Origin of the sequence: Kaistia geumhonensis, from assembly GCF_030815145.1 — a bacterium.
Lineage (GTDB): Bacteria > Pseudomonadota > Alphaproteobacteria > Rhizobiales > Kaistiaceae > Kaistia > Kaistia geumhonensis.
The window spans coordinates 868,711-881,197 of sequence record NZ_JAUSWJ010000001.1 but is presented as its reverse complement, the minus strand read 5'-3'; the positions used below and the strand labels follow the sequence as shown (position 1 = coordinate 881,197).

Genomic DNA, 12,487 nt, shown 5'->3' with positions numbered 1-12,487 from the left:
TCCGACGATGCGTCGGGGCGCGGCATGGGTCAAGGCGCTCGCGACCGATCGGTGAACGTGCTGTCGCCTCGATCGGGACTGGCGACATTTCCGCCACGGCGGCACATGATCGGGACAGGAACCAAGGAGCAGGCGGATGGGACTTCTGATCGACGGCGTGTGGCGCGACCAATGGTATGACACGTCCAAGAGCGGCGGCCGCTTCGTCCGCTCCACCGCGGGGTTCCGCAACTGGGTGACGGCGGATGGCAGCGCCGGCCCGACCGGCGAGGGCGGCTTCAAGGCCGAGCCGGGGCGATACCACCTCTATATCGCGCGCGCCTGTCCCTGGGCGCATCGCACGATGATCTTCCGGGCCCTGAAGGGTCTCGAGGGCATCATCGACTATTCGGTCGTTCACTGGCGCATGCTGGAGAACGGCTGGACCTTCGAGCCAGGCCCCGGCGTCACCGGGGATCTCGTCAACGGCAAGGAATTCCTGCATCAGGTCTATACGCTCGCGGACCCGACCTATTCCGGCCGTGTCACCGTGCCGGTGCTTTGGGATCGGGAGCGGAGGACCATCGTCTCGAACGAATCCGCCGAGATCATCCGCATGCTGAACACCGCCTTCGACGGTGTCGGGGCGAGAGAAGGCGACTACTATCCGGCAGATCTCCACGTCGAGATCGACGCGCTCAACAAGCGCATCTACGACACCGTCAACAACGGGGTCTACAGGGCAGGCTTCGCGACCACCCAGGCCGCCTATGAAGAGGCGGTGGTGCCGCTCTTCGAGAGCCTCGACTGGCTGGAGGGCATCCTGTCACGCCAGCGCTGGCTCGCGGGCGACCGTCAGACCGAAGCCGACTGGCGGCTGTGGACGACGTTGCTGCGCTTCGATCCGGTCTATGTCGGGCACTTCAAGTGCAACATCCGCCGCCTCTCGGACTATCCCGCGCTCTGGTCCTATACGCGCGAGCTTTACCAGGTGCCGGGCATCCGCGAGACGGTCGATTTCGCCCATATCAAGGGCCACTATTACGAGAGCCACCTGATGATCAATCCGACCGGCATCGTGCCGCTCGGCCCGCTGCTCGATTTCGACGCCCCAGGAACACGGGGATTCTAGCGCCGGCTCCGGGAGGCCTTATTCCTCGCCGCGGATCCACCACGAGCGCCGGCCGGCCGCCTCGTCCTCGCCGAGCAGCGGGACGAGGCCGGTGAGCAGCGTTTCCAGCGCCGCGTCGAGCTTCCAGGGCGGGTTGCAGATGACGAGGCCGGTGCCGTTGAAGCTGTCGGGAGTCGCGCGCTCGCGCACCCAGAGTTCGGCGGCGAGCAGCCGCGGGATGCCGCTCTCGGCGAGGCGCTTGTGGAAGTTCTTCACCGCTCCGATGTCCTTGACCGGGTACCAGAGCGCGTAGACGCCAGTCGGCCAGCGCTGCCAGGCCTTGATGAAGCCCTCGGCTAGGGTGCGGAACTCGTTCTGTTCCTCATAGGGCGGGTCGACGAGGACCAGTCCGCGCCGCTCCTTGGGCGGCACGAAGGAGCCGAGCGCCAGCCATCCGTCGAGTTCGATCGCCTTGACCTGGATGTCGCCGGCGAAGCGTGCCATCAGCTGCCGCGCATCGTCGGGGTGGAGCTCGACCGCGGTCAGCCGGTCGACCGGCCGCAGCAGCAGCCGCGCCAGCACCGGCGAGCCGGGATAATAGCGAAGCCGCCCCTCGGGATTGGCAGCGCGCAGCGCCGCGAGATAGGGCGCCAGCACCTCGGATAGCTTGGCCGGCATCTTCACCGGCGAGAGATCGGCATTTACCAGCCGGCCGATGCCGCGCTTCCACTCCTCGGTCTTGCCGGCCAGCGGCCCCTGAAGGTCATAGAGCCCGATCCCCGCATGGGTATCGATGACGCGGAATCCCTTGTCCTTCCCCTTCAGCCGCTCGATGAGCAGCGCAAGCACCGCATGCTTGACGACATCGGCGAAGTTTCCGGCGTGATAGGCGTGGCGATAGTTCATGAGTGCCTGCTTACCGCCCCCGCCCGGCGGGCGCCAGAGCGCCGATCCCGTTCGGGCTTCCCTCGACAGGGCTTCGGCGGCGCGGCATAAACGCGGGAAGCCGGAAAAGGACCTCCATGAACCAGCACGTGCCGCTCCGCATCGGCCATTCGGCCTGTCCGCATGATTGTCCGTCGACCTGTGCGCTCGATGTCGAGATCATCGACGGGCGGCGGATCGGGCGCGTGCGCGGGGCGAAGGACAACGACTACACGGCCGGGGTCATCTGCGCCAAGGTCGCGCGTTATGCCGAGCGGATTCACAATCCGAACCGATTGACGCAACCCCTTCGCCGGAAAGGCGAAAAAGGCAGTGGCGACTGGCAGGCCGTCGGCTGGGAGGATGCGCTCGACGAGATCGCCGAGGCCTTCGTGAAGGCGGAGGCGCGGCTCGGCAGCGAGACGGTCTGGCCCTATTACTATGCCGGCACCATGGGCCTCGTGCAGCGCGACGGCATCAACCGCCTCCGCCACCAGAAGCGCTATTCCGGCTTCTACGGCACGATCTGCACCAACATGGCCTGGACCGGCTATATCGCCGGCGCGGGCGCGATCGCCGGTTCCGATCCGCGCGAGATGGCGAAGTCCGACTGCGTCGTGCTCTGGGGCACCAACGCGGTGGCGACGCAGGTCAATGTCATGACCCACGCCATCCGCGCCCGCAAGGAACGCGGCGCGAAGATCGTCGCCATCGACATCTATCAGAACGAGACGATGAAGCAGGCCGATCTCGCGCTCTGCCTCAAGCCGGGCACAGACGGCGCGCTCGCCTGCGCGGTGATGCATGTGCTCTTCCGCGACGGTTTCGCCGACCGCGCCTATCTTGCCCGCTACACCGACGCGCCGGAGGCGCTGGAGGCGCATCTGGCATCGCGCACGCCGGACTGGGCCGCCGCGATCACCGGCCTTTCGGTCGAGGAGATCGAGACCTTCGCCCAGCTCGTGGGCACGACGAAGAGGACCTTCTTCCGCATCGGCTATGGCTTCTCGCGCCAGCGCAACGGCGCCGTCGCCATGCATGCCGTGCTGTCGATCCCGGCGGTCACCGGCGCCTGGCAGTATGAGGGCGGCGGCGCGTTCCATTCCAACAGCGGCATCTTCCATCTCGACAAGACGGCCATCGAGGGGCTCGACCTCGTCGATCCGGCGATCCGCCAGCTTGACCAGTCACGCACCGGCCCGATCCTCGCCGGGGATCCCGACGCGCTGAAGGGCGGGCCGCCGGTCACGGCCATGATCGTGCAGAACACCAACCCGGTGTCGGTCTGCCCGGATCAGACGCTGGTGAAGCGCGGCTTTGCGCGCGACGACCTCTTCGTGGCGGTCCACGAGCAGATCATGACCGACACGGCGCGCATGGCGGACATTGTCCTGCCAGCGACGATGTTCCTCGAGCATGACGACATCTACAAGGGCGGCGGCCACCAGTATCTCCTGTTCGGCGGCAAGCAGGTCGAACCGCCTTCCGAATGCCGCACCAATCATCAGGTCATCGCGGGTCTCGCCCGCCGGCTCGGCCTCGAGCATCCCGCCTATGCGATGACTGAACGCGAGCTGATCGACCAGATGCTCGTCGCCTCAGGCTGGGGAACGCTGGAGCGTCTCGAGGCACTGCGCTGGATCGACTGCCAGACGCCGTTCGAGGAGGCGCATTTCCTGAACGGCTTCGGCCATTCGGACGGGCGCTATCACTTCCGTGTCGACTGGACGTCGGTGGACAACGAGAACTACGGCGCCGTCGGGCCGCATGCGACGATGCCGGAGTTTCCGGACCATTGGCAGGCCATTGAGGCCGCCGATGTCGAGCATCCCTTCCGGCTCGCGACGTCGCCGGCTCGCTCCTTCCTCAATTCGAGCTTCAACGAGACGCCGGGCTCGGTCTCGAAGGAGGGTCGGCCGGAGCTGATGATCCATCCCGAAGACGCCGCCGCGCTCGGCTTCGCCGAGGGCGAGAGGGTCGTCGTCGGCAATGGCCGCGGCGCGGTGACGCTCAATCTGAAGCTCTTCGACGGGCTGAAGCGCGGCGTCGTGATCTCGGAAGGCCTCTGGCCCAACACGGCCTTCCCCGACGGAAACGGCATCAATACGCTGACCGGCGCCGATCCGGTCGCGCCCTTCGGCGGCGCAGCGGTGCACGATACCAAGGTCTGGGTGAGGAGAGCGGCATGACGAGACGGCTCGACGGCAAGACGGCGCTGGTCACCGGGGCCGGGCGCGGCATCGGCCGGGCGATCGCGTTGCGCCTGGCGCGCGACGGTGCGCGGGTCGGGATCCACTACGGCCACAGCGCCGACGCGGCGCGCGATCTCGCCGATGCCATCGACGCGATCGGCGGCTCGAGCTTCCTCGTCGAGGCCGTTCTCGGCGACGAGGCCGGCATTGCCGCGCTCGTCTCCGGCATTCCGCACGGCGAGCGGCTCGATATCCTCGTCAACAATGCCGGCCGCAGCGTGAAGGAAGGCGTCGAGGCGAGCGAGGCGGCGTTCGACAGCCTCGTGGCGCTCAACATGAAGACGCCCTTCTTCGTCACGCAGGCGCTGGCGCCGCAGCTTTCGGATGGCGGCCGGATCGTCAACATCTCCTCGGGCCTCGCCAAGCTGCCTTTCCCCGACGCGATCGTCTACGGCATGACCAAGGCGGCGCTCGACGCCATGACGCGCAGCCACGCCAAGGCCTTCGGCCCGCGCGGAATCACGGTCAACGCCGTTCTGCCGGGGATCATCCGCACCGACATGAGCGGCTGGGTCAACAATCCCGGCGGCGCGGAGGTCGCATCGGCCCGATCGGTGTTCAGCCGGGTGGGCGAGGTCGAGGACGTGGCCGACATCGTCGCCTTCCTCGTCTCCGACGACGCGCGCTGGGTGACCGGCGAGCTCATCGACGCGAGCGGCGGACAGTTTCTGGTCTGACGCGGCGGGCATGGCCTCGCGAAAGGCCTGAACGCCGGGCGACCGCGCCGCCTTTTTTACCCGAACGCCGGCGCCACCAGCATCCCGGTCCGGTTGATCGGCAGTTGCGCATCGAGCACCAGCCGCTCGCCCTCGACGCGGGCGAGGCCGTCGGCGACGAGCGCGAGCGCCAGCGGATAGAGCCGGTGCTCGGCGGAGAGAACGCGGGCGGCGAGGCTGTCCTCGCTGTCGCCGGGCGCGATCGGCACCACAGCCTGGCCGATGATCGGGCCCGAATCCATCTCGGCGCGCACGAAATGCACCGTGCAGCCGGCCAGCGTCATCCCCGCCTCGATGGCGCGGCGATGGGTGTGAAGCCCCGGAAAGAGCGGCAGCAGCGAGGGATGGATGTTGATCATCCGGTCGCGCCAGCCCTCGACGAAGCCGGGCGTGAGCAACCGCATGAAACCCGCGAGGCAAACGAGATCGATCCGCTCGGCCCTGAGCCTGGCATCGAGCGCCGCGTCGAAGCTCGGCCGGTCGGGAAACGCCTTGTGGTCGATCACGTCGGTCGCGATGCCGGCGGCATGCGCGCGCTGGAGCCCTGCCGCGTCATGGCGGTTGGCGAGCACGAGCGCGATCTCGGCCGGATAGGCCGGGTCGGCCGCCGCCTCGATCAGCGAGGCCATGTTGGAGCCTCGGCCGGAGATGAGAACCGCGACGCGCTTGCGCATGGCGCTCACAGCGCGAGGCTTCCCGAGAACACCACGCCTTCGCCGGTCGAGGGAACGATGGTGCCGAGGCGCATGACGCGCTCGCCCGCACCGACCAGGAGCTCCGTGACGCTGTCGGCATCCTCCGCCGCCACGACGGCGATCATGCCGACGCCGCAGTTGAAGGTGCGCAGCATCTCGTGCGTGGAGACGCCGCCGTTGCGGGCCAGCCATCCGAACACGGGCGGCGGCACCACGGCCGAAAGGTCGATCGCGGCTGCGAGGCCCTCGGGCAGCACGCGGGGGATGTTGTCGACGAAGCCGCCGCCGGTGATATGGGCAAGCGCCTTGACGGCGCGGGTGGCGCGGAACGTGGCGAGCAGCGACTTCACATAGATGCGCGTCGGCACCAGAAGTGCGCGGCCGAGGCTCTGCGAGGGATCGAACGGTGCCGGGTCCTCGAAATAGGCGCCAGACAGCGACACGATCTTGCGCACCAGCGAGAAGCCGTTGGAATGCACCCCCGACGAGGCGAGGCCGAGAACGACGTCGCCCTCGGCGACGTCCCCGAGCGGCAGGAGCCGGTCGCGCTCGACCGCGCCGACCGCGAAGCCGGCGAGATCATAGTCGCCCGCGCCATACATGCCCGGCATCTCGGCCGTCTCGCCGCCGATCAGCGCGCAGCCGGCGATGCGGCATCCTTCCGCGATGCCGCCGACAACGGCCGCCGCCTCGTGCGGGTCGAGCTTGCCGGTGGCGAAATAGTCGAGAAAGAAGAGCGGCTCCGCGCCCTGCACGACGAGATCGTTGACGCACATGGCGACGAGATCGATGCCGACGGTGTCGTGATGACCGGTGTCGATGGCGACGCGCAGCTTCGTGCCGACGCCGTCATTCGCCGCGACCAGCAGCGGGTCGGTATAGCCCGCCGACTTCGGATCGAACACGCCGCCGAATCCGCCGATCTCGGCATCTGCGCCCGGCCGTCGCGTCGCCTTGACGAGCGGCTTGATCAATTGGACGAGAAGGTTTCCGGCATCGATGTCCACGCCGGCGTCGGCATAGCTGAGAGCGTTGGCGCGAGGGCTCTGGTCGATCATCGGCGGCTTCCGGTTGCGATGCGGCAGGGAGGACCATAGCGCCGACCGTCCGTCAACGGGGAATCGGCGCGGAGCCGTCTTTGCCGCGTGCCGGCATGCGCTTGACCGCCGTTCCGCGCTCGTCCTATCTGGTCGCGACGCCCATCGGGCAGACGGGGGACCGGCGCCTTGAGCCTGCAGCGGCAAGTGTTTTTCTGGGTCGGCGCGCTCGCCGCCTTCATTCTGTTCCTCGTCGTCTTCCGCACGGTCCTGCTGCCGTTCATTGCCGGCATGGCCGTGGCCTATGCGCTCGATCCGGTTGCGGACTGGTTCGAGCGGCGCGGTTTCAGCCGCATGGCGGCCTCGCTGATCATCCTCGTGATCTTCGTGCTCGTGCTGGTTCTCTCCTTCGTCGTGCTCATCCCGGTGCTTCTGAACCAGCTCGCCGGCCTCATCGAGCGCATCCCGACCTATGCCCAGCAGCTGCAGGGTCTCGCCAATGCGCTGCTCAGCTCGCGCATCGGCGATCTCTTCCGTGTCGATGCCGCGCAATTGCAGAACTCGATGGGCCAATTGATGAGCCAGGCGGCGTCCTGGCTCTCGACGCTGCTGAAATCGCTCTGGAGCGGCGGTTCCGCGCTGGTCGACATCGTGTCGCTGCTGGTCGTCACGCCGGTGGTCGCGTTCTACATGCTGGTCGACTGGGACAAGATGGTCGCCCGCATCGACAGCTGGGTGCCGCGCGACCATGTCGAGACGGTGCGCATGCTGGCGCGCGACTCGGATGCCGCCATCGCGGGATTCGTGCGCGGGCAGGGGCTCGTCTGCATCATCCTCGGCACGTTCTACGGCCTCGGCCTCGCGCTGCTCGGGCTCAATTTCGGCCTGCTGATCGGGCTCGGCGCAGGCATCCTGTCCTTCATCCCCTATGTCGGCACCACGATAGGCTTCGTCGTCTCGGTCGGCGTCGCCATCGTCCAGTTCTGGCCCGACTGGTACTGGATCGGCGCCGTGGTCGCCGTGTTCCTGACGGGGCAGTTCTTCGAGGGCAACATCCTGCAGCCGCGGCTGGTGGGCGCCAGCGTCGGCCTCCACCCCGTCTGGCTGATGTTCGCCCTCTTCGCCTTCGGCGTCCTGTTCGGCTTCGTCGGGCTCCTCATCGCCGTTCCGGCGTCGGCCGCGATCGGTGTGCTCGTTCGCTTCGTCATCGCGCGCTATCTGACGAGCCCGATCTATCGCGGCGATGCCGGGGTCGCGGACGATGACTGAGGCGCGGCAGCTCGCCCTGGCGCTGCCCCATCCTCCCCAGCTCGGACGTGCCGATTTCCTTCCCGGCGCCGCCAATGCCGCGGGCCTCGCCCTCGTCGACAGCTACCCCGACTGGCCGAACCGCGTGGCGATCCTCATCGGCCCCGCGGGAGCGGGGAAGAGCCATCTCGGCGCCATCTGGCGCGAGGAGAGCGGCGCATCCGCCGTTGCGGCAACCGCGCTCGCCACTGTCGATCTCGGGGCGCTGCTCGCCGGCGGCGCGGTGCTGGTCGAGGCGATCGATGCGCCAGAGGTCGACCAGCGCGCGCTGTTCCACCTTCTCAACCTCGTGCGCGAGCGGTCCGCCTTCGCCGTCCTCACCAGCCGCACCGCGCCGGCCGACATCGGCTTCGATCTGCCGGATCTTGCCTCGCGGCTCAGGGCCGCCGTTCCGGTGACGCTTCACGCACCGGACGACGAACTGCTCGAGCGGGTGATGCTGAAGCTCTTCGCCGACCGCCAGATCGCGGTGGATCCGAGCCTCGTGAGCTATCTGTCCCGCCGGATGGAGCGGTCCTTCGAGGCGGGGAGCCGGATCGTCGCCGCGCTCGATGCCGAGGCTCTCGCAGAGGGGCGGCCTGTGACGCGCCAGCTCGCGGCCCGCGTGCTCCAGCGGCTTGGCGCCGATCCGGCCTGACCAGCGCGCGCCCGCGGACGCCTTGGCTCCGCCGCCATGACGAAACCGTCACATTCTGACAGTATGTGTTGACGGGACAAACCCGATCGGAACCGCCATGGACCAGACCAACCCCGACGCCGGCAAGGCCCTCGAAGCAGTCGCAGAGCTGGAGCTGGAGGGTCAGAAGCTCCGCCACAGCCCCGAGCGCTTCGTGAATCGCGAGCTGTCCTGGCTCGAATTCAACAGGCGCGTCCTCGAGGAATCCGGCAATCCGAACCATCCGGTTCTGGAACGGCTCCGCTTCCTGTCGATTTCGGCCAACAATCTCGACGAGTTCTTCATGGTGCGTGTCGCAGGTCTCCGCGGCCAGCAGCGCGAGGGTCTCGGCCTCACCAGCGACGACGGGCTCACGCCGAGCGAGCAGCTGATCAAGATCTCCGACGCCGTCGCGCGCCTCGCCACCGACCAGCAGATGCGCTGGGGCCAGTTGAAGCGCGAGCTGGACGCCGTCGGCGTCGTGACGGTCGATCCATCGGAACTGACCGAATCCGACCGCGCCTGGCTCGAGGCCTATTTCCTCGACGCGGTGTTCCCGATTCTGACGCCGCTGGCCATCGACCCGGCACATCCCTTCCCGTTCATTCCCAATCTCGGCTTCTCGCTGATCCTGCAACTCGCCCGCCCGGCGACCGGCACGCGGATGACGGCGCTTCTCCGCATCCCGATGACGATCGACCGCTTCATTCGACTGCCGGAATCGGCGCCGGGCGTCGATCGCTTCATCAGCCTCGAGCAGACGGTCTCGCTGTTCACCGCCCGGCTCTTCCCCGGCTATGTCGTCGAAGGGCAGGGCGCCTTCCGCATCATCCGCGACAGCGAGCTCGAGGTCGAGGAAGAGGCCGAGGACCTGGTCCGCTTCTTCGAGACGGCGCTGAAGCGGCGTCGCCGCGGCTCGGTGATCCGCCTCGAAATCGAGCAGGCGACGCCGGAGCCGTTGCGCAATTTCGTGGCCGGCGCGCTCGCTGTCCTGCCCGACGAGGTCTTCCTCGTCGAGGGCATGCTTGCGCTGAACGATCTCGCGCAGCTCGTCGGCGTCGATCGTCCCGCGCTCAAGTTTCCGCCCTACCAGGCACGATTTCCCGAGCGTATCCGGGAGCATGGCGGGGACTGCTTCGCCGCGATCCGCCAGAAGGACCTGATCGTCCATCATCCCTACGAGAGCTTCGACGTCGTGGTGCAGTATCTGCGCCAGGCGGCGCTTGATCCCGACGTCGTCGCGATCAAGCAGACGCTCTACCGCACCTCGAAGAACTCGCCGATCGTTCAGGCGCTCGCCGAGGCCGCGGAGGCCGGCAAGTCGGTGACGGCCCTGGTCGAGCTCAAGGCGCGATTCGACGAGGAAGCGAACATCAAATGGGCGCGCGATCTGGAGCGAGCCGGCGTTCAGGTCGTCTACGGCTTCATCGAGCTGAAGACCCACGCGAAGCTGTCGCTGGTCGTACGGCGCGAGGGCGGCCAGCTGCGCAGCTACGTCCATATCGGGACGGGCAATTATCACCCGATCACGGCGCGCATCTACACGGATCTTTCCTATTTCTCCGACGATCCGGCCGTCGCCCGGGATGTCGCCCGCGTGTTCAACTACATCACCGGCTATTCCGAGCCGGTCGAGATCGAGAGCCTGTCGACCTCGCCTCATTTCCTCAGGAAGCGCATCCTCGACCTCATCTACGCGGAGATCGAGCATGCGAAGGCCGGACGGCCGGGCGCCATCTGGATGAAGATGAACTCGCTCGTCGATCCCCAGATCATCGATGCGCTTTACGACGCGAGCCGTGCCGGCGTCGAGGTCGACATCGTCGTGCGCGGCATTTGCTGCCTCCGGCCGGGCGTGCCGGGCCTTTCGGACCACATTCGTGCGAAATCTATTGTGGGCAGGTTCCTGGAGCATGCCCGCATTCTGGCATTCGGCAACGGCCACGGCTTGCCGTCGCCCGAGGCGATTGTTTATATCGGCTCGGCGGACATGATGCCGCGCAACCTCGATCGTCGCGTCGAAGCGATGATCCCGATGCAGAACGCGACCGTCCATGAGCAGGTTCTCGACCAGATCATGGTGGCCAATCTCAAGGATAACCAGCAGAGCTGGGAGATTCTGCCGGACGGTTCCTCTCGCCGCATCGTCCCGCGCAAGGGCGAAGAGCCCTTCAATGCGCATCAGTACTTCATGACGAACCCGAGTCTGTCTGGACGTGGAAAATCACTCAAGACCAGTTCGCCGCGCTCGATCGGCGGCAAGCATTCCAAGCACTGACGGACTCGAGGGTCAAAGCGACGGCGAGCACGCGCCCGGACGGCTGAACGGCAGCGGTCCGGTCGCCATCATCGACATCGGCTCAAACTCCGTCCGCCTCGTCGTCTACGAGCGGCTGAGCCGCTCGCCGATGCCGCTGTTCAACGAGAAGGAACTCGCGGGCCTCGGCCGGGGCATCGCGACCACCGGCCGCCTCAACGACGAGGCGGTCGAGACGTCGCTGGCCGCCATCAGGCGCTTCATGATTCTTTGCCGGCAGATGCGGGTGAAGACACTGCATGTGCTGGCCACGGCCGCGGCGCGCGATGCCAGCAACGGCAAGGGGTTCCTCGACGCCGTCGAGGAGATTACCGGCATCCATCCCTCGCTGCTGTCGGGCCCTGAAGAGGCGCGTCTGTCGGCGATGGGCGTCCTCTCCGGCATCCACCGTCCGGACGGCATCGCCGGCGATCTCGGCGGCGGCAGCCTCGAGGTCGTCGATGTCCGCGGCTCGACGATCGGCACGGGTGAGACGTTCCCGCTCGGCGGTTTGCGGCTCGAGGAATCCTCCGAGCGCACCGTCCGCAAGGCGGAGAAGATCGTCGTGGAGGCGCTCGCCGGCTCCCGTGTCCTGCCGGGCGGGGCAGGGCGCACCTTCTATGCCATCGGCGGCACGTGGCGGTCGCTGGCTCGGCTGCATATGCGGCAGAAGGGCTATCCGCTGCATATCATGCACGAATACGCCATCCCGGCCGACGAGGCGCTCGACTTCTGCCGCATGGTGGCGCGTCGCGATGCCGAGTCGCTCGATTCAATCGAGGCCGTCTCAAAGAGCCGTCGCGCGCTTCTCCCCTATGGCGCGATCGTCCTCGCCGAGGTGATCCGTGTGATGAAGCCGTCGCAGATCGTTCTGTCGGCGCTCGGCGTCCGCGAGGGGCTGCTCTACGACCTTCTGCCCGAGACTGAGAAGGGCGAGGATCCGCTGATCGCCGCCTCCGAGGAGCTGGCGCTGCTGCGCTCCCGCTCACCGCTCCACGCCCGCGAGCTGGGCCCATGGTCCGCCCATGCACTCGCGGCGATGGGTCTCGACGAGACGGAAGACGAGGTCCGCCTGCGCGTTGCCGCCTGCCTCCTCGCAGATATCGGCTGGCGCGGCCATCCCGACTACCGCGGCGAGCAGAGCCTCAACCTCATTTCGCACGGCGCCTTTGTCGGCATCGACCATCCCGGCCGCGCCTATCTGGCGCTGGCGAACTACTATCGCCACGAGGGAATCGTCGATGAGAACATCTCCTCGCGCATCCGCGAGCTGGCGACGACGCGGCTGATCGAGCGGGCGCGCGCGCTCGGCATGGCATTGCGCGTCGCCTACATGATCTCGGGCTCGATGGGCGGCGTCATTCCCCGCACCCGCTTCGAGGCGCGCGGCGACCAGCTCACGCTGGTGATGCCGCATGATCTCGCCCCGCTGGTCGGCTCTCGCCTCAGCCGCCGCGTGACCCAGCTCGCGAAGCTCTGCGCCATGAGCCCGGCGATCCAGCTGGAGTGAGGCG

At 67.5% G+C, this 12,487-nt stretch carries 10 protein-coding genes; 7 read left to right on the top strand and 3 right to left on the bottom strand.

The window, feature by feature from the left end:
* Window positions 1-136 precede the first annotated feature (136 nt).
* The gene (locus tag QO015_RS04070; RefSeq protein WP_266281281.1) at window positions 137-1,111 is read left to right on the top strand and encodes a glutathione S-transferase family protein; all 975 of its coding nucleotides are present in this window, start codon (window positions 137-139) and stop codon (window positions 1,109-1,111) included.
* 18 nt (window positions 1,112-1,129) lie between these two features.
* Here the strand turns inward: QO015_RS04070 and QO015_RS04065 are convergent, their stop codons facing one another.
* A complete protein-coding gene (locus tag QO015_RS04065) occupies window positions 1,130-1,996 on the bottom strand; it encodes a 23S rRNA (adenine(2030)-N(6))-methyltransferase RlmJ (protein ID WP_266281283.1) in 867 nt (288 codons plus the stop codon).
* Between the two features lie 116 nt (window positions 1,997-2,112).
* Here QO015_RS04065 and QO015_RS04060 point away from each other — a divergent pair, with 116 nt between their 5' ends.
* Window positions 2,113-4,203: a molybdopterin-containing oxidoreductase family protein gene (locus tag QO015_RS04060; RefSeq protein ID WP_266281285.1), complete on the top strand. Its 2,091-nt coding sequence runs from the start codon at window positions 2,113-2,115 to the stop codon at window positions 4,201-4,203.
* A complete protein-coding gene (locus tag QO015_RS04055; protein WP_266281287.1) occupies window positions 4,200-4,943 on the top strand; it encodes an SDR family oxidoreductase in 744 nt (247 codons plus the stop codon). Before QO015_RS04060 ends, QO015_RS04055 begins: the two co-directional genes overlap by 4 nt.
* 56 nt (window positions 4,944-4,999) lie before the next feature.
* Here the strand turns inward: QO015_RS04055 and purN are convergent, their stop codons facing one another.
* Together purN and purM are read right to left on the bottom strand one after the other, a co-directional pair.
* Window positions 5,000-5,656, bottom strand: coding sequence for a phosphoribosylglycinamide formyltransferase (gene purN, locus QO015_RS04050; protein WP_266282470.1), 657 nt, complete (start codon window positions 5,654-5,656; stop codon window positions 5,000-5,002).
* Window positions 5,657-5,661: 5 nt separating this feature from the next.
* Window positions 5,662-6,732 (bottom strand): phosphoribosylformylglycinamidine cyclo-ligase, encoded by a 1,071-nt coding sequence (gene purM / locus QO015_RS04045; RefSeq protein WP_266282471.1) that lies wholly within the window; start codon window positions 6,730-6,732, stop codon window positions 5,662-5,664.
* A 189-nt stretch (window positions 6,733-6,921) separates the two neighbouring features.
* On the opposite strand from purM, the gene QO015_RS04040 reads away from it, so the two are divergent.
* The 4 genes from QO015_RS04040 (at window position 6,922) to ppx (ending at window position 12,483) form a co-directional block, all read left to right on the top strand.
* Entirely contained in the window at window positions 6,922-7,983 is a 1,062-nt protein-coding gene (locus tag QO015_RS04040) for an AI-2E family transporter (RefSeq protein WP_266281288.1), read from the top strand.
* Window positions 7,976-8,659: a P-loop NTPase family protein gene (locus QO015_RS04035; protein ID WP_266281289.1), complete on the top strand. Its 684-nt coding sequence runs from the start codon at window positions 7,976-7,978 to the stop codon at window positions 8,657-8,659. The genes QO015_RS04040 and QO015_RS04035 overlap by 8 nt, the downstream gene beginning before the upstream one ends.
* A gap of 97 nt (window positions 8,660-8,756) precedes the next feature.
* The gene (locus tag QO015_RS04030) at window positions 8,757-10,955 is read left to right on the top strand and encodes an RNA degradosome polyphosphate kinase (protein WP_266281290.1); all 2,199 of its coding nucleotides are present in this window, start codon (window positions 8,757-8,759) and stop codon (window positions 10,953-10,955) included.
* Window positions 10,942-12,483 carry an exopolyphosphatase gene (gene ppx / locus QO015_RS04025; RefSeq protein ID WP_442358269.1) on the top strand — a complete coding sequence of 514 codons (1,542 nt, stop codon included), beginning with the start codon at window positions 10,942-10,944 and terminating at the stop codon, window positions 12,481-12,483. Before QO015_RS04030 ends, ppx begins: the two co-directional genes overlap by 14 nt.
* Window positions 12,484-12,487 lie beyond the last annotated feature (4 nt).